Source organism: Streptomyces sp. NPDC007856 (assembly GCF_042868225.1).
Taxonomy (GTDB): domain Bacteria; phylum Actinomycetota; class Actinomycetes; order Streptomycetales; family Streptomycetaceae; genus Streptomyces.
Genome location: NZ_JBIAEC010000006.1, coordinates 104898 through 122148, shown reverse-complemented (window position 1 = coordinate 122148; position 17251 = coordinate 104898). Strand labels below are relative to the sequence as shown.

At 71.8% G+C, this 17251-nt stretch carries 14 protein-coding genes; 13 read left to right on the top strand and 1 reads right to left on the bottom strand.

Annotation, left to right across the window (positions count from 1 at the left end; genetic code table 11):
* The first annotated feature begins 4 nt into the window (after positions 1-4).
* From ACFYOH_RS16360 to ACFYOH_RS16305, 12 genes are all read left to right on the top strand, one after another.
* Entirely contained in the window at positions 5-1291 is a 1287-nt protein-coding gene (locus ACFYOH_RS16360; RefSeq protein WP_388626145.1) for a dihydroorotase, read from the top strand.
* A complete protein-coding gene (locus tag ACFYOH_RS16355; protein WP_388626144.1) occupies positions 1288-1848 on the top strand; it encodes a hypothetical protein in 561 nt (186 codons plus the stop codon). Before ACFYOH_RS16360 ends, ACFYOH_RS16355 begins: the two co-directional genes overlap by 4 nt.
* A complete protein-coding gene (gene carA, locus ACFYOH_RS16350) occupies positions 1845-2987 on the top strand; it encodes a glutamine-hydrolyzing carbamoyl-phosphate synthase small subunit (RefSeq protein ID WP_388626142.1) in 1143 nt (380 codons plus the stop codon). Before ACFYOH_RS16355 ends, carA begins: the two co-directional genes overlap by 4 nt.
* Positions 2980-6288, top strand: coding sequence for a carbamoyl-phosphate synthase large subunit (carB, locus tag ACFYOH_RS16345; protein WP_388626140.1), 3309 nt, complete (start codon positions 2980-2982; stop codon positions 6286-6288). The genes carA and carB overlap by 8 nt, the downstream gene beginning before the upstream one ends.
* Before the next feature lie 76 nt (positions 6289-6364).
* Positions 6365-7471 (top strand): quinone-dependent dihydroorotate dehydrogenase, encoded by a 1107-nt coding sequence (locus ACFYOH_RS16340; protein WP_388626139.1) that lies wholly within the window; start codon positions 6365-6367, stop codon positions 7469-7471.
* Positions 7468-8313, top strand: a complete 846-nt coding sequence (gene pyrF, locus ACFYOH_RS16335) for an orotidine-5'-phosphate decarboxylase (protein ID WP_388626137.1) — start codon at positions 7468-7470, stop codon at positions 8311-8313. Before ACFYOH_RS16340 ends, pyrF begins: the two co-directional genes overlap by 4 nt.
* A 299-nt stretch (positions 8314-8612) precedes the next feature.
* On the top strand, positions 8613-8936 hold the full coding sequence (locus ACFYOH_RS16330; protein ID WP_003977346.1) for an integration host factor: 324 nt from the start codon (positions 8613-8615) through the stop codon (positions 8934-8936).
* Between the two features lie 60 nt (positions 8937-8996).
* A complete protein-coding gene (gene gmk / locus ACFYOH_RS16325) occupies positions 8997-9554 on the top strand; it encodes a guanylate kinase (protein ID WP_388626135.1) in 558 nt (185 codons plus the stop codon).
* A 52-nt stretch (positions 9555-9606) separates the two neighbouring features.
* Positions 9607-9879 (top strand): DNA-directed RNA polymerase subunit omega, encoded by a 273-nt coding sequence (gene rpoZ / locus ACFYOH_RS16320; RefSeq protein ID WP_003982715.1) that lies wholly within the window; start codon positions 9607-9609, stop codon positions 9877-9879.
* Positions 9880-9967: 88 nt separating this feature from the next.
* Positions 9968-11170, top strand: a complete 1203-nt coding sequence (coaBC, locus tag ACFYOH_RS16315; RefSeq protein ID WP_388626133.1) for a bifunctional phosphopantothenoylcysteine decarboxylase/phosphopantothenate--cysteine ligase CoaBC — start codon at positions 9968-9970, stop codon at positions 11168-11170.
* 240 nt (positions 11171-11410) lie between these two features.
* Positions 11411-12619 (top strand): methionine adenosyltransferase, encoded by a 1209-nt coding sequence (gene metK / locus ACFYOH_RS16310; protein WP_388626131.1) that lies wholly within the window; start codon positions 11411-11413, stop codon positions 12617-12619.
* Positions 12620-12867: 248 nt separating this feature from the next.
* Positions 12868-15027, top strand: coding sequence for a primosomal protein N' (locus ACFYOH_RS16305; RefSeq protein WP_388626129.1), 2160 nt, complete (start codon positions 12868-12870; stop codon positions 15025-15027).
* Positions 15028-15184: 157 nt separating this feature from the next.
* Here ACFYOH_RS16305 and ACFYOH_RS16300 read toward each other — a convergent pair whose 3' ends face one another.
* Positions 15185-15733 (bottom strand): hypothetical protein, encoded by a 549-nt coding sequence (locus ACFYOH_RS16300; RefSeq protein ID WP_388626127.1) that lies wholly within the window; start codon positions 15731-15733, stop codon positions 15185-15187.
* A gap of 533 nt (positions 15734-16266) precedes the next feature.
* Between ACFYOH_RS16300 and fmt the strand changes: the two genes are divergently transcribed.
* A complete protein-coding gene (fmt, locus tag ACFYOH_RS16295; RefSeq protein WP_388626125.1) occupies positions 16267-17199 on the top strand; it encodes a methionyl-tRNA formyltransferase in 933 nt (310 codons plus the stop codon).
* Positions 17200-17251 lie beyond the last annotated feature (52 nt).

The following is a 17251-nucleotide window of genomic DNA, read 5'->3' as shown; positions in this document are numbered from 1 at the left end:
CCCCATGAGCAAGATCCTGATCCGTGGTGCGAAGGTGCTCGGCGGCGAGCCGCAGGACGTGCTGATCGACGGCGAGACGATCGCCGAGGTGGGCACCGGTCTCAGCGCCGAGGGCGCGGAGGTGGTCGAGGCGGCCGGCAAGGTGCTGCTGCCGGGCCTGGTCGACCTGCACACCCACCTGCGCGAGCCGGGCCGCGAGGACTCCGAGACGGTCCTCACCGGCACCCGCGCCGCCGCGTCCGGCGGCTACACGACGGTCTTCGCCATGGCCAACACCTTCCCTGTCGCCGACACCGCCGGCGTCGTCGAGCAGGTCTGGCGGCTCGGCCGGGAACACGGCTACTGCGACGTGCAGCCCATCGGTGCCGTCACCGTGGGCCTGGAGGGCAGGAAGCTCGCCGAGCTGGGCGCCATGCACGAGTCGGCCGCCGGGGTCACCGTCTTCTCCGACGACGGCAAGTGCGTGGACGACGCCGTGATCATGCGCCGCGCGCTGGAGTACGTGAAGGCCTTCGGCGGTGTCGTCGCCCAGCACGCGCAGGAACCGCGGCTGACCGAGGGCGCCCAGATGAACGAGGGCGTCGTCTCCGCCGAGCTGGGCCTGGGCGGCTGGCCGGCCGTCGCCGAGGAGTCGATCATCGCGCGGGACGTGCTGCTCGCCGAGCACGTCGGCTCCCGCGTCCACATCTGCCACCTGTCGACCGCCGGCAGCGTCGAGATCGTCCGCTGGGCCAAGTCCCGCGGCATCCAGGTCACCGCCGAGGTCACCCCGCACCACCTGCTCCTCACCGACGAGCTGGTGCGGACGTACAACCCGGTCTACAAGGTCAACCCGCCGCTGCGCACCGAGCGGGACGTGCACGCGCTGCGCGAGGCCCTGGCGGACGGCACGATCGACATCGTCGCCACCGACCACGCCCCCCACCCGCACGAGGACAAGGACTGCGAGTGGGCCGCGGCCGCCATGGGGATGGTGGGCCTGGAGACCGCGTTGTCAGTGGTCCAGGAGACCATGGTCGACACGGGCCTGCTGGACTGGGCCGGCGTCGCCGACCGGATGTCCGTCAAGCCCGCGCAGATCGGACAGGCCACCGGACACGGCCGTCCCGTCTCGGCTGGTGAGCCCGCCAACCTCACCCTCGTCGACACGGAATACCGTGGCCAGGTGGACCCCGCGGGCTTCGCCTCGCGCAGCCGCAACACCCCCTACGAGGGGCGTGAGCTGCCGGGCCGCGTGACGCACACGTGGCTGCGGGGCAAGGCCACGCTCGTCGACGGGAAGCTCACGTGACACCTGTAATCCTGCTGGCCGAGGCCAAGAGGTCGGCCGAGGTCACCGACTGGCCGGCCCGCATCGGCTGGCTCGTCGGACTCCTGCTCTTCATCGCGCTCGTCTACTGGCTGATGCGCGAGGGCTGGAAGTGGCGCGGCACCCTGCAGAGCGACCTGCCCGCGCCGCCCAGCGCGCCGGAGGAGACCGGCCCGGCCAGACTTGAACTGAGCGGTCGCTACCACGGCTCGACCACCGCAGGACAGTGGCTGGACCGGATCGTGGCCCACGGCCTGGGCACCCGAAGCCGGGCCGAGCTCACCCTGACCGACCAGGGGCTGGAGGTCGAGCGTCCCGGAGCGAGCGACTTCTTCATCCCCACCGCCGCGCTGCGCGGGGCCCGGCTCGACAAGGGCATCGCCGGCAAGGTCCTCACCGAGGGCGGCCTGCTGGTGGTGACCTGGGAGCTCGGCGACAAACTGATCGACTCCGGCTTCCGCTCGGACCACGCGGCCGAACACACCGAATGGGTCGACACCCTGAACCACCTGATCGACAACACGGAAGGCGCACGATGACGACCTCCACAAGGGGAGCCGCCAGGGTTCCCGCCGTACTCGTCCTGGAGGACGGGCGCATCTTCCGCGGCCGTGCCTACGGGGCCGTGGGGGAGACCTTCGGCGAGGCCGTGTTCTCCACCGGTATGACCGGCTACCAGGAGACGCTGACCGACCCGTCGTACGACCGGCAGATCGTCGTCGCGACCGCGCCGCAGATCGGCAACACGGGCTGGAACGACGAGGACGACGAGTCGAGCCGCATCTGGGTCTCCGGCTATGTCGTGCGCGACCCCGCGCGCGTGCCGTCCAACTGGCGCGCCAAGCGCTCCCTGGACGACGAGCTGGAGCGGCAGGGCGTGGTCGGGATCTCCGGCATCGACACCCGCGCGCTGACCCGCCATCTGCGCGAGCGCGGCTCGATGCGCGCCGGCATCTTCTCCGGCGAGGCGATCACCGCCGAGTCCGAGCTCCTCGCGCGCGTGCTGGCCCAGCCGCACATGAAGGGCGCGAGCCTCTACGAGGAGGTCGCGACCCAGGAGGCGTACGTCGTCCCGGCGATCGGCGAGAAGAGGTTCACCGTCGCCGCGATCGACCTCGGCATCAAGGGCATGACCCCGCACCGGATGGCCGAGCGCGGCATCGAGGTGCACGTCCTGCCCGCGACCGCCACGGCCGACGAGGTCTACGCCGTCAAGCCGGACGGTGTGTTCTTCTCCAACGGCCCCGGCGACCCGGCGACCGCCGACGGCCCGGTCGCGCTGATGAGCGCCGTCCTGGAGCGGAAGACGCCCCTGTTCGGCATCTGCTTCGGCAACCAGATCCTCGGCCGCGCCCTCGGCTTCGGCACCTACAAGCTGAAGTACGGCCACCGGGGCATCAACCAGCCGGTCCAGGACCGTACGACCGGCAAGGTCGAGGTCACCGCGCACAACCACGGCTTCGCCGTGGACGCGCCGCTCGACCAGGTCAGCGAGACGAAGTTCGGCCGCGCCGAGGTCTCGCACGTCTGCCTGAACGACGACGTCGTGGAGGGGCTGCAGCTGCTCGACCAGCCGGCCTTCTCCGTCCAGTACCACCCCGAAGCGGCAGCGGGGCCGCACGACGCCGCCTACCTGTTCGACCGCTTCGTCTCCCTGATGGAGGGCCAGCGTGCCTAAGCGCACCGATATCCAGTCCGTCCTGGTCATCGGCTCCGGCCCGATCGTCATCGGCCAGGCCGCCGAGTTCGACTACTCCGGCACGCAGGCGTGCCGCGTGCTCAAGGCCGAGGGCCTGCGCGTCGTCCTCGTCAACTCCAACCCGGCGACGATCATGACCGACCCGGAGATCGCCGACGCCACCTACGTCGAGCCGATCACCCCGGAGTTCGTCGAGAAGATCATCGCCAAGGAGCGCCCCGACGCGCTGCTGCCCACCCTGGGCGGCCAGACGGCCCTGAACACCGCCATCTCGCTGCACGAGAACGGCGTCCTGGCCAAGTACGGCGTGGAGCTGATCGGCGCCAAGCCCGAGGCGATCCACAAGGGAGAGGACCGCGACCAGTTCAAGGCCGTCGTGGAGGCCGTCAAGGCCAGGATCGGGCACGGCGAGTCCGCCCGCTCGGTGATCTGCCACTCCATGGACGACGTGCTCAAGGGCGTCGAGACCCTCGGCGGCTACCCGGTCGTCGTCCGCCCGTCCTTCACCATGGGCGGCGCCGGCTCCGGCTTCGCGCACGACGAGGAGGAGCTGCGCCGCATCGCGGGCCAGGGCCTCACGCTCTCCCCGACCACCGAGGTGCTCCTGGAGGAGTCCATCCTCGGCTGGAAGGAGTACGAGCTGGAGCTGATGCGCGACAAGCACGACAACGTCGTGGTCGTCTGCTCCATCGAGAACTTCGACCCCATGGGCGTGCACACCGGCGACTCGATCACCGTCGCGCCCGCGATGACGCTGACCGACCGCGAGTACCAGATCCTGCGCGACATCGGCATCGCCGTCATCCGCGAGGTCGGCGTCGACACCGGCGGCTGCAACATCCAGTTCGCGGTGAACCCCGAGGACGGTCGTGTGATCGTCATCGAGATGAACCCGCGCGTGTCGCGTTCCTCGGCGCTCGCCTCCAAGGCGACCGGCTTCCCGATCGCCAAGATCGCCGCCAAGCTGGCCGTCGGCTACACGCTGGACGAGATCCCGAACGACATCACGCGGGAGACCCCGGCCTCCTTCGAGCCCACGCTCGACTACGTGGTCGTCAAGGCCCCGCGTTTCGCCTTCGAGAAGTTCCCGCAGGCCGACTCCACGCTGACCACCACCATGAAGTCGGTCGGCGAGGCCATGGCCATCGGCCGCAACTTCCCCGAGGCCTTCCAGAAGGCGCTGCGCTCGCTGGAGAAGAAGGGCAGCCAGTTCACGTTCACCGGCGTGCCCGGGGACAAGGAAGCGCTGCTGCGCGAGGCCGTACGGCCCACCGACGGCCGGATCAACACCGTCATGCAGGCCATCCGCGCGGGCGCCACGCCCGAGGAGATCTTCGAGTACACCAAGATCGACCCGTGGTTCGTGGACCAGCTCTTCCTGATCAAGGAGATCGCGGACGAGCTGGCCGAAGCGTCCGAGCTGACCGCCGAGCTGCTCGCGGAGGCGAAGCGGCACGGCTTCTCCGACCAGCAGATCGGTGAGATCCGCGGCCTGCGCGAGGACGTCGTCCGCGAGGTCCGGCACGCGCTCGGCATCCGCCCGGTCTACAAGACGGTCGACACCTGCGCCGCCGAGTTCGCCGCGAAGACGCCGTACTTCTACTCCTCCTACGACGAGGAGAACGAGGTCGCGACCCGCGAGAAGCCGGCCGTCATCATCCTCGGCTCCGGCCCCAACCGCATCGGCCAGGGCATCGAGTTCGACTACTCCTGTGTCCACGCCTCCTTCGCGCTGAGCGACGCGGGCTACGAGACCGTGATGGTCAACTGCAACCCGGAGACCGTCTCCACCGACTACGACACCTCCGACCGGCTGTACTTCGAGCCGCTGACGCTGGAGGACGTGCTGGAGATCGTCCACGCCGAGCAGCAGGCCGGGCCGGTCGCGGGCGTGATCGTGCAGCTGGGCGGCCAGACCCCGCTCGGCCTGTCGCAGGCCCTGAAGGACAACGGCGTGCCGATCGTCGGCACCTCGCCCGAGGCCATCCACGCGGCCGAGGACCGCGGCGCCTTCGGGCGCGTCCTCGCCGAGGCGGGCCTGCCCGCCCCGAAGCACGGCACGGCCACCACCTTCGGCGAGGCCAAGGCCATCGCCGACGAGATCGGCTACCCGGTCCTGGTCCGGCCGTCGTACGTGCTCGGCGGACGCGGCATGGAGATCGTCTACGACGAGACCCGCCTCGCCGCCTACATCGCCGAGTCGACCGAGATCAGCCCCTCCCGGCCGGTGCTCGTCGACCGGTTCCTGGACGACGCGATCGAGATCGACGTCGACGCCCTCTACGACGGCGAGGAGCTCTACCTCGGCGGCGTGATGGAGCACATCGAGGAGGCCGGCATCCACTCCGGCGACTCTGCGTGCGCCCTGCCCCCAATCACTCTCGGCGGCTTCGACATCAAGCGGCTGCGCGCCTCCACCGAGGCCATCGCGCGCGGTGTCGGCGTGCGCGGTCTGATCAACATCCAGTTCGCGATGGCCGGGGACATCCTCTACGTCCTGGAGGCCAACCCGCGCGCCTCCCGCACGGTCCCCTTCACCTCCAAGGCGACCGCGGTGCCGCTCGCGAAGGCCGCCGCCCGGATCTCGCTGGGCGCGACCGTCGCCGAACTGCGCGCCGAGGGCCTGCTGCCGAAGACGGGCGACGGCGGCGAGCTGCCGCTGGACGCGCCGATCTCGGTCAAGGAGGCGGTCATGCCGTGGTCGCGCTTCCGCGACATCCACGGCCGCGGCGTCGACACCGTCCTCGGCCCGGAGATGCGCTCCACCGGCGAGGTCATGGGCATCGACTCCGTCTTCGGCACGGCGTACGCCAAGTCGCAGGCGGGTGCCTACGGCCCGCTGCCCACCAAGGGCCGCGCGTTCATCTCGGTCGCCAACCGCGACAAGCGCTCGATGATCTTCCCGGCGCGCGAACTGGTCGCACACGGCTTCGAGCTGCTCGCCACCTCCGGCACCGCCGAGGTGCTCAAGCGCAACGGCATCAACGCCACGGTCGTGCGCAAGCAGTCCGAGGGCACCGGCCCGAACGGCGAGAGGACGATCGTCCAGCTGATCCACGACGGCGAGGTCGACCTCATCGTCAACACCCCGTACGGCACCGGCGGCCGCCTCGACGGCTACGACATCCGTACGGCCGCGGTGGCCCGCTCCGTGCCGTGCCTGACCACGGTCCAGGCGCTCGCCGCGGCGGTCCAGGGCATCGACGCCCTCAACCACGGTGACGTGGGCGTCCGCTCGCTCCAGGAACACGCGGAACACCTGACCGCGGCCCGCGACTAGCAGCCCTTGAGGGGGACACCGGAAACGGTGTCCCCCTCTTCATGAGGCTCCCTGAAGCTTCAAGAGGACACAGGACATGTACAAGCTTTTCTTCCGTCTGGTTTTCCAACGGATGGACGCCGAGAAGGCCCACCACCTGGCCTTCCGCTGGATCCGCCTCGCCGTCCGCATCCCGGTGCTGCGCACCTTCGTCGCCGCCGCCCTCGCGCCGCGCTACAAGGAGCTGCGCACGGAGGCCTTCGGGTTGCGCATGCACGGCCCCTTCGGGCTCGCCGCCGGCTTCGACAAGAACGCCGTCGCGATCGACGGCATGTCCATGCTGGGCTTCGACCACATCGAGGTCGGCACGGTCACCGGCGAGGCGCAGCCCGGCAACCCCAAGAAGCGGCTGTTCCGCCTCGTCGCGGACCGCGCGCTGATCAACCGCATGGGCTTCAACAACGACGGCTCGCTCGCCGTCGCCGCCCGTCTCGCCACCCGGGAGCCGGTCTTCAGGACGGTCGTCGGTGTCAACATCGGCAAGACCAAGGTCGTCCCGGAGGCGGAGGCCGTGGGCGACTACGTGAAGTCGGCCGAGCGGCTCGCGCCGTACGCGGACTACCTGGTCGTCAACGTCTCCTCGCCGAACACGCCCGGACTGCGCAACCTGCAGGCCACCGAGGCGCTGCGCCCGCTGCTCACCGCCGTCCGCGAGGCCGCCGACCGCACGGTCGCGAACCGGCGTGTCCCGCTGCTGGTGAAGATCGCCCCGGACCTCGCCGACGAGGACATCGACGCCGTGGCCGATTTGGGCGTGGAGCTGGGCCTGGACGGCATCATCGCGACCAACACCACCATCGCGCGCGAGGGACTGGGTCTGAAAGCCCAACCCTCGCTGGTGAGCGAGACCGGCGGCCTGTCCGGCGCCCCGCTCAAGGCGCGCTCCCTGGAGGTCCTGCGCCGCCTGTACGCCCGCGTGGGCGACCGGATCACCCTCGTGGGCGTGGGCGGTATCGAGACCGCCGAGGACGCCTGGCAGCGCATCCTGGCCGGCGCCACCCTGGTCCAGGGCTACAGCGCCTTCATCTACGAGGGCCCCTTGTGGTCCCGCGCGATCCACAAGGGCCTCGCCGCCCGTCTGCGCACCAGCCCGTACGCCACCCTCGCCGACGCGGTCGGCGCCGACGTGAGGAAGCCCGCATGACTTCGTACGAGCCCTTCGGCGCCCGGCTGCGCCGCGCCATGGACGAGCGCGGCCCGCTGTGCGTGGGCATCGACCCGCACGCCTCCCTGCTCGCCGAGTGGGGCCTGAACGACGACGTGGCCGGTCTGGAGCGGTTCAGCCGCACGGTCGTCGAGGCGGTGGCCGACCGGGTCGCCGTGATGAAGCCGCAGAGCGCCTTCTTCGAGCGCTTCGGCTCGCGTGGCGTGGCCGTCCTGGAGAAGGTCGTCCAAGAGGCCCGCGCGGCCGGCACCCTCGTCGTGATGGACGCCAAGCGCGGCGACATCGGCTCTACCATGGCCGGGTACGCCGAGGCCTACCTCCACAAGGACGCCCCGCTGTTCTCCGACGCCCTGACCGTCTCGCCCTACCTCGGCTACGGCTCGCTCAGCCCGGCCGTCGCGCTGGCCCGGGAGAGCGGCGCCGGCCTGTTCGTGCTGGCGCTGACCTCCAACCCGGAGGGTCCCGAGGTCCAGCACGCGGTCCGCGCCGACGGCCGCACCGTGGGCGCGACCATGCTGGCCCACCTGGCCGCCGAGAACGCGGGGGAGGAGCCGCTGGGCTCCTTCGGCGCCGTGGTCGGCGCCACGGTCGGCGACCTGTCGTCGTACGACCTCGCCATCAACGGTCCGCTCCTCGCGCCCGGCGTCGGCGCTCAGGGGGCGACCGCGGCCGACCTTCCCGCGGTGTTCGGGCAGGCGGTGCGCAACGTCGTGCCGAACGTCAGCCGGGGCGTGCTGCGGCACGGGCCCGACGTGGGGGCCCTGCGCGCGTCCGCCGGGCGCTTCGCGGAGGAGATCCAGGCCGCCGTCGCGGGTGCCTGAGACCTCCTGGGGGGCTTCGTGGAGCGGCGGAGCGGCGATTTGAGTGTGAATACATCCTCAAATCGGGGGCATTATGTCTGAAATGTCCGTCCTGGCGGAGGCTGACCAGGACTTTTCCGCTGTTCTCGCTGACTCTGGCGGACTTGACCGCTAGTCTCCGAGCTGTGGGGACACCCCCACACCCATTAGGTAGTGGGGGAGAACGGGCGAAGCGTGTTGCTCGTAGCTCCCCAGGTGTGGGGCGACTAGGTTCCTCACCGGTCCGTATCCGACAGTTCGACATCCGAGGTGACGTAGGCGTGGCTCTTCCGCCCCTTACCCCCGAACAGCGCGCAGCCGCGCTCGAAAAGGCCGCCGCGGCTCGCCGGGAGCGGGCCGAGGTCAAGAATCGACTCAAGCACTCCGGCGCCTCCCTGCACGAGGTCATCAAGCAGGGCCAGGAGAACGACGTCATCGGCAAGATGAAGGTCTCCGCACTGCTCGAGTCGCTGCCCGGCGTGGGCAAGGTCCGCGCCAAGCAGATCATGGAGCGTCTGGGCATCTCCGAGAGCCGCCGGGTGCGCGGTCTCGGTTCCAACCAGATCGCTTCCCTGGAGCGTGAGTTCGGCAGCACCGGCTCCTGAGTCCGGGGCCGGCCGGACCGGGAGTCCCGGGCACTCCGGGATTGCTGGAATAATCGCTGCATGAGCGAACGTCCGCGGCTGACCGTGCTCTCCGGCCCCTCGGGGGTCGGCAAGAGCACGGTCGTCGCCCATATGCGCAAGGAACACCCCGAGGTCTGGCTCTCGGTGTCGGCCACCACCCGCAAGCCGCGCCCCGGCGAGAAGCACGGAGTCCACTACTTCTTCGTCACCGACGACGAGATGGACAAGCTGATCGCCAACGGCGAGCTGCTGGAGTGGGCCGAGTTCGCCGGCAACCGCTACGGCACGCCCCGCGCGGCCGTGCTGGAGCGGCTGGAGAAGGGCGAGCCGGTTCTGCTGGAGATCGATCTCCAGGGTGCCAGGCAGGTCCGGGAGTCGATGTCCGACGCCCGGCTGGTGTTCCTGGCTCCGCCCTCCTGGGAGGAGCTGGTGCGCAGGCTGACCGGCCGGGGCACCGAGCCGCCCGAGGTCATCGAGCGCCGCCTGGAGGCGGCCAGGACCGAGCTGGCGGCCGAGCCGGAGTTCGACACGACCTTGGTCAACACCTCCGTCGAGGACGTGGCGCGCGAGCTGCTAGCCTTGATGGATGTTGTGTGATCGCGAGTGTGTGATCACGACTGATCTTTTCCCACCCATCGGAAGGTAGAGCGTGTCCTCTTCCATCACCGCGCCCGAGGGCATCATCAACCCGCCGATCGACGAGCTTCTCGAGGCCACCGACTCGAAGTACAGCCTCGTGATCTACGCGGCCAAGCGTGCCCGCCAGATCAACGCGTACTACTCGCAGCTCGGCGAGGGCCTCCTCGAGTACGTCGGTCCGCTCGTCGACACCCACGTCCACGAGAAGCCGCTCTCGATCGCCCTGCGTGAGATCAACGCGGGTCTGCTCACGTCCGAGGCCGTCGAGGGCCCGGCGCAGTAACCGTTCGTTTCGCATGACAGGCCCGGCGGCGCGACTGCCGGGCCTGTGGTGTGTCATGGAGGCGTAGGTTCAACGAATGGGAGTCCCGGTGGACAAGCCGAGGGTCGTTCTGGGCGTCAGCGGCGGCATCGCCGCCTACAAGGCCTGTGAGCTGCTGAGAAGGTTCACGGAGTCGGGCCACGACGTCCGCGTGGTGCCCACCGCCTCCGCGCTGCACTTCGTCGGCGCCGCCACCTGGTCCGCCCTGTCCGGCAACCCCGTCTCGACGGAGGTCTGGGACGCCGTCCACGAGGTCCCGCACGTGCGCATCGGCCAGCACGCCGACCTGGTGGTCGTCGCACCCGCCACGGCCGACACGCTCGCCAAGGCGGCCCACGGCCTCGCCGACGACCTGCTGACCAACACCCTCCTCACCGCCCGCTGCCCCGTGGTCTTCGCGCCCGCCATGCACACCGAGATGTGGGAGCACCCGGCCACCCAGGAGAACGTGGCCACGCTGCGCCGCCGCGGCGCCGTCGTCATCGAGCCCGCGGTAGGCCGGCTCACCGGCGTCGACACCGGCAAGGGCCGGCTGCCCGACCCGGTGGAGATCTTCGAGGTGTGCCGCCGGGTGCTGGCCCGCGGCGTCACCGAGCCCGACCTCGAAGGGCGGCACGTCGTCGTCTCCGCCGGCGGCACCCGCGAGCCCCTCGACCCGGTCCGCTTCCTCGGCAACCGCTCCTCCGGCAAGCAGGGCTACGCCCTCGCCCGCACCGCCGCCGCCCGCGGCGCCCGGGTCACGCTGATCGCGGCCAACACCGGCCTGCCCGACCCGGCGGGCGTGGACGTCGTACCGGTCGGCACGGCCGTGCAGCTGCGCGAAGCCGTGCTGAAGGCGGCGGCGGACGCCGACGCGGTCGTCATGGCCGCCGCCGTGGCCGATTTCCGCCCCGCGGCCTACGCCACCGGCAAGATCAAGAAGAAGGACGGCCAGGACCCCGACCCGATCGTCCTGGTCCGCAACCCGGACATCCTCGCGGAGATCTCGGCCGAGCGCGCCCGTCCCGGTCAGGTGATCGTCGGCTTCGCCGCCGAGACCGACGACGTCCTCGTCAACGGCCGCACCAAGCTCGCCCGCAAGGGCTGTGACCTGCTCGTGGTCAACGAGGTGGGGGAGCGCAAGACGTTCGGCTCCGAGGAGAACGAAGCCGTGGTGCTGGGCGCCGACGGCAGCGAGACCCCGGTGCCGCACGGTCCCAAGGAAGCCCTGGCCGACATCGTCTGGGACCTCGTCGCGCAGCGCCTGAGCTGACGTCCGCGCGCGCTCGACGGCAGCTTCACGCCACACCGAAATCAGGTGTGGCGACCCTGGCCAAGGCCGCCCGGCATTGTGCAGAATGCCCGTGCCGCAGGTCACAGCGCTCCCGAGTGGCGGGACGGGTGACCCATCGGCCGAGTGCGACCGATAAACTGTTCACGGTCGACGCCGGGCGCAGCCCCGAGCGTCGCCGCAAATGATCAGCCAGCAGCCGCTGCAACCACAGGGAGCGTTGTGTCCCGTCGCCTGTTCACCTCGGAGTCCGTGACCGAGGGTCACCCCGACAAGATCGCTGACCAGATCAGCGACACCATTCTCGACGCGCTTCTGCGCGAGGACCCGTCTTCCCGGGTCGCCGTCGAGACGCTGATCACCACCGGCCTGGTGCACGTGGCCGGCGAGGTGACGACCAAGGCCTACGCGGACATCGCGACCCTGGTCCGCAACAAGATCCTCGAGATCGGCTACGACTCCTCCAAGAAGGGCTTCGACGGCGCCTCCTGCGGTGTGTCGGTGTCCATCGGCGCGCAGTCCCCGGACATCGCGCAGGGCGTGGACACGGCGTACGAGAGCCGGGTCGAGGGCGACGACGACGAGCTGGACCGGCAGGGCGCCGGTGACCAGGGCCTGATGTTCGGTTACGCGTCCGACGAGACGCCGACCCTGATGCCGCTGCCGATCTTCCTGGCGCACCGCCTGTCCAAGCGCCTGTCCGAGGTGCGCAAGAACGGCACGATCCCCTACCTGCGCCCGGACGGCAAGACGCAGGTCACCATCGAGTACGACGGCGACAAGGCCGTCCGTCTGGACACGGTGGTCGTCTCCTCGCAGCACGCCTCCGACATCGACCTGGAGTCGCTGCTGGCGCCCGACATCCGCGAGTTCGTCGTGGAGCCGGAGCTGAAGGCGCTCCTGGAGGAGGGCATCAAGCTGGACACCGACGGCTACCGCCTGCTGGTCAACCCGACCGGCCGCTTCGAGATCGGCGGCCCGATGGGCGACGCCGGCCTGACCGGCCGCAAGATCATCATCGACACCTACGGCGGCATGGCCCGCCACGGCGGCGGTGCCTTCTCCGGCAAGGACCCGTCCAAGGTGGACCGCTCGGCCGCGTACGCGATGCGCTGGGTCGCCAAGAACGTCGTGGCGGCGGGCCTGGCCTCGCGCTGCGAGGTCCAGGTCGCCTACGCGATCGGCAAGGCCGAGCCGGTGGGCCTGTTCGTGGAGACCTTCGGCACCGCCAAGGTGGACGCCGAGAAGATCGAGAAGGCGATCGACCAGGTCTTCGACCTCCGCCCGGCCGCGATCATCCGCGACCTCGACCTGCTCCGCCCGATCTACGCCCAGACGGCTGCTTACGGCCACTTCGGCCGCGAGCTGCCCGACTTCACCTGGGAGCGCACGGACCGCGTGGACGCCCTGCGCGCCGCCGTGGGCCTGTAAGGCCCGACCGCTCTTCTCGCCGAGGCCCGGTTCCCTTCCTGGGGGCCGGGCTTCGGCATGCCGAACTGACTGGCGGGCCAGGGCGGGCGGTGTCGACGCTGACGCCGTCGACGCCGCCCGGTGCGTAGGTCGCGGTTACTTCGTGGAGTGCGCCCTCCGGGCCGTGCGGTGAAGCTGAATCCGTACCGCTGCCGATCCGGATCTCGGGCGGACGGCGATTGTCAGTGCCGTTTGGTAAGAATGCAGGCGTGAGCAGCGAGAACGGGGCGCCCCGGGCAGACGGGGACGGCGGGGCCGAAGGGGCGCCGCCGGAGCAGCTCGCGCTCATCCGGGAAAGCGTGCGCAAGGCGAAGGTGCCGCGGGCCAAGCCGCGGACCTGGCGGGGGGCCGCGCTCGCCCCGCAGCTGCCCGTCGCGCGGGTCCTGGTCGACAAAGGCGTGCTGCATCTCGACCGGTACTTCGACTACGCCGTGCCCGCCGAACTGGACGCCGACGCACAGCCGGGCGTGCGGGTGCGGGTGCGGTTCGGGGCCGGGCGGGGCCGGGTGCGGGACGGGCGCCGGGAGGGCGGCGGGCTCATCGACGGGTTCCTCGTCGAGCGGCGGGCCGAGTCCGACTACTCCGGGCCGCTGGCCGCACTGGCCCAGGTCGTGTCGCCGGAGCCGGTGCTGAGCGAGGAGCTGCTGGCCCTCGCCCGGGCCGTGGCCGACCGGTATGCCGGAAGCCTCGCCGACGTGCTCCAGCTGGCCGTGCCGCCGCGCAGCGCCCGGGCCGAGCAGCGGCCGTCGCCCCCGCCGCCACCCCCGCCGCAGGCGCCGGAGAAGGCCTCCTGGGGGCGGTATGAGCAGGGGGAGGCATTCCTCCATGCCCTGGCCTCCGGCGGCTCGCCCAGGGCCGTCTGGAACGCTCTGCCGGGCCCGCTGTGGAGCGAGGAACTGGCCCGCGCCGTCGCCGCCACGCTCGCCTCCGGCCGCGGCGCCCTCGTCGTCGTACCGGACGGGCGGGCCGCCGCGCGGGTCGACGCCGCGCTCACCGCGCTGCTCGGCACGGGCCGGCACGCGCTGCTCACGGCCGACGCGGGGCCCGAGAAGCGGTACGCGCAGTGGCTGGCGGTGCGCCGGGGTTCCGTGCGGGCCGTGGTCGGGACCCGGGCCGCCATGTTCGCGCCCGTGCAGAACCTGGGGCTCGTCGCCATCTGGGACGACGGCGACGACAGCCACAGCGAGCAGCACGCCCCGCAGCCGCACGCCCGGGATGTGCTGTTGTTGCGGGCCGCGCTGGACAAGTGCGCCTTCTTGCTGGGGAGTTGGAGCTGCACCGTGGAGGCCGCCCAGCTCGTCGAGAGCGGCTGGGCCCGGCCGCTGGTCGCCGGTCGGGAGCAGGTGCGACGGTCCGCCCCCCTGGTCCGCACGGTCGGGGACGACGACCTCGCCCGCGACGAGGCCGCCCGCGCCGCCCGGCTGCCGACGCTCGCCTGGCAGGCGGCCCGCGACGGGCTGCGGCACGGGCCGGTGCTCGTACAGGTGCCGCGGCGCGGCTACGCGCCCCGCATGGCCTGTGACCGGTGCCGGGCGCCCGCCCGGTGCCGGCCCTGCTCGGGGCCGCTCCAGGGGCAGGACGCGGGGGTCCTGCGGTGCGGCTGGTGCGGGCGCGAGGAGAGCGCGTGGCACTGCCCGGAGTGCGGGGGCCTCCGGCTGCGGGCCCAGGTCGTGGGGGCGCGGCGGACGGCCGAGGAGCTGGGGCGCGCCTTCCCCGCCGTCCCGGTGCGCACCTCGGGGCGGGAGCATGTGCTGGACACGGTGCCGGGCACGCCGGCGCTGGTCGTGAGCACACCGGGGGCCGAACCGGTCGCCGAGGGCGGCTACGCGGCGGCCCTTCTGCTGGACGGCTGGGCCATGCTCGTACGACCTGACCTGCGGGCCGGCGAGGACGCCCTGCGCCGGTGGATCGCGGCGGGCGCGCTGGTGCGGCCGCAGAGCGAGGGGGGCACGGTGGTCGTGGTGGCCGAGCCGACCCTGCGGCCGGTGCAGGCGCTCGTGCGCTGGGACCCCGTCGGGCACGCGGTGCGGGAACTGGCCGAGCGGGCGGAACTGGGCTTTCCGCCGGTGTCGCGGATGGCGGCGGTCTCCGGGACGCCCGCGGCCGTCGCCGAGTTCCTGGCCTCGGTCGAGCTGCCGTCGGACGCGGAGGTGCTGGGACCCGTGCCGCTGCCTGCGTCGCCGCCCGGCCGGCCCCGCAGACCCGGCGCGCCGCCGACGGGTGAGCACTGGGACCGGGCGCTGGTCCGGGTGCCGCCGGGGAGCGGGGCTGCGCTGGCCGCCGCGCTGAAGACCGCGCAGGCCGCTCGTATGGCGCGGGGGAGCGGGGAGGCGGTGCGGGTGCGGATCGATCCGCCGGACATCGGGTGAGGGTGGTGTTCCGGGTGTTCTCGGGGGTTGCTCACCGTCGACGGCTGTTCGGTGGGTGTGTTGGCGCCCCGGTTTGGCTGTCCAGGCGGGTGGCTGCCCTCCCGGGTGTCCGTCCGGGAGGGCAGGGCGGAGGTGGCAGTCGCTGCTCGGCCGTTGCTCAGCCGTTGCGTGGGCCCGGGAAGGCCGTCGGGCGGGCGTCGTCGCGGTCGCGCAGGGCCGGGCTGCCTGCTGTCGGCTGTGTGGGCATCGAGCGGGCCGCGGGGACGGTCGGGACCGTGGGGAGACCGGTGTTCACATTGAGCGGGCGGGCGGCGGACGGCTCCCCGGTCCGCTCGGCCTCGGCGGCCGCCTGTGCCGCGGCACGGCGGGCGCCGTAACGGCGGTGCACCGCCTGCTTGGTGACTCCGAGAGCCGAGCCCACCGCGTCCCACGAGAAGCCGAGTGAGCGGTCGAAGTCCACCGCGGCCGTCACCAGGGTTTCGACACTGTCCCGGAGTTCCTGGGCAAGGCGCACCGTCGGGGCGGGGGCGCGTCCGTAGACGACGAAGCCCGTGGACGGGCCGGAGCGGCGCGGGCGGTAGACGTTGCCCAGCTGGGCGGTGAGCGTGCGCAGTGCGTCCACCTGCCGGCGGACTCGCTCGATGTCCCGCACCAGCAAGTGCAGGCTGGCCCGGGCCTGGGCGTCGTGGGTTGCGTGGTCGGCCATGAACAAGCCTCTCGAACCGGCGTTGAAAGGAATTGGGCCGCGAAGGCGGCCCTATGTGGTCAACTCTTTCTTGACCAACGCGTGTGCGCTCCGCTGGTCACGGGGTGGGGGCGTACGGGCATATGCGTACGCCGGTCGTTGGGGTGCGCGCCGTGTGTGGTTCGGGTTGTATGTTCTCCCGCCCGCGCACCACCCCGATTCCAGCCGGCCGAGAGGCTGGACAACCTGTGGGGGTTGCTCGCCGTCGGCGTCCGCGTGTGTGTGTCGCCTTCCCCGTCCTTCTGTGCGTCCGCTGTCCGCCTGGCGTCCGTCGTTCGGCTGCGGGTTCGCTGTCCCGGTGGCTTTCCCGTTCGCGCGCGTGTCCGCCGGGGGCGCGGCCCGCACCGTTCCGACGGTCGCCCCGCGTCCCCGTTCGCCTGGCCTTCTTCGTCCCCGCCGCGCGTCCGTCCGCGGGCATGGGGTGTCGCTCCTTGCTTGGTCATAGACTGGTGCGCTGCCCGCCCAACCCCCGCCCGAGAGGCCCGATCCCGCCCATGAAGCTTGTCTTCGCCGGTACCCCCGAGGTCGCCGTCCCCGCCCTGGACGCTCTGATCGCCTCCCGGCGGCACGAGGTGGCCGCCGTCGTCACGCGGCCCGACGCGCCGGCCGGTCGTGGGCGCAGGCTGGTCGCGTCGCCCGTGGCCGAGCGGGCGGAGGAGACCGGGATCGAGGTGCTGAAGCCGGTCAGGCCGCGGGACCCGGAGTTCCTGGAGCGGCTGACGCAGATCGCGCCGGACTGCTGCCCCGTCGTCGCCTACGGCGCCCTGCTGCCCCGCGTGGCCCTCGACATCCCCGCCCACGGCTGGGTCAACCTGCACTTCTCGCTGCTGCCCGCCTGGCGCGGAGCCGCTCCCGTGCAGCACGCCATCATGGCCGGCGACGAGATCACCGGGGCGTCGACGTTCCTCATCGAGGAGGGGCTGGACTCCGGGCCCGTCTACGGCACCGTGACCGAGGAGATCCGGCCCACCGACACCAGCGGCGACCTGCTCACCCGACTCGCCTTCGCCGGTGCCGGGCTGCTCGCGGCCACCATGGACGGGATCGAGGACGGCACCCTGAAGGCCGTACCGCAGCCGGCCGAGGGGGTCACCCTCGCGCCGAAGATCACCGTCGAGGACGCCCGGGTCGACTGGGCCACGCCCGCGCTGCGCGTCGACCGGGTCGTGCGCGGCTGCACCCCGGCGCCCGGCGCCTGGACCACCTTCCGCGGCGAGCGGCTCAAGCTGATCCAGGTCACCCCCGTGCCCGAACGCACCGATCTCGCGCCGGGGCGGATGGCCGTCGGCAAGAACAGCGTGCACGTGGGCACCGGCTCGTACGCCGTCGAGCTGCTCTGGGTGCAGGCGCAGGGCAAGAAGCCGATGCGGGCGGCGGACTGGGCGCGCGGCGTGCGCATCGCCGAGAGCGAGACACTCGGCGACTGAGCCCCGGGCGGCGGGGGCGGCGGTGCGCCGACGTAGGCTGGACACCGCACCC

Excerpts from the sequence above, each read along its gene's own strand:
- pyrF (WP_388626137.1), top strand. The coding sequence starts at position 7,468 with ATGACTTCGTACGAGCCCTTCGGCGCCCGGCTGCGCCGCGCCATGGAC.
- gmk (WP_388626135.1), top strand. The coding sequence starts at position 8,997 with ATGAGCGAACGTCCGCGGCTGACCGTGCTCTCCGGCCCCTCGGGGGTC.
- ACFYOH_RS16340 (WP_388626139.1), top strand. The coding sequence starts at position 6,365 with ATGTACAAGCTTTTCTTCCGTCTGGTTTTCCAACGGATGGACGCCGAG.
- carA (WP_388626142.1), top strand. The coding sequence starts at position 1,845 with ATGACGACCTCCACAAGGGGAGCCGCCAGGGTTCCCGCCGTACTCGTC.
- fmt (WP_388626125.1), top strand. The coding sequence starts at position 16,267 with ATGAAGCTTGTCTTCGCCGGTACCCCCGAGGTCGCCGTCCCCGCCCTG.
- ACFYOH_RS16300 (WP_388626127.1), bottom strand. The coding sequence starts at position 15,733 with ATGGCCGACCACGCAACCCACGACGCCCAGGCCCGGGCCAGCCTGCAC.
- ACFYOH_RS16360 (WP_388626145.1), top strand. The coding sequence starts at position 5 with ATGAGCAAGATCCTGATCCGTGGTGCGAAGGTGCTCGGCGGCGAGCCG.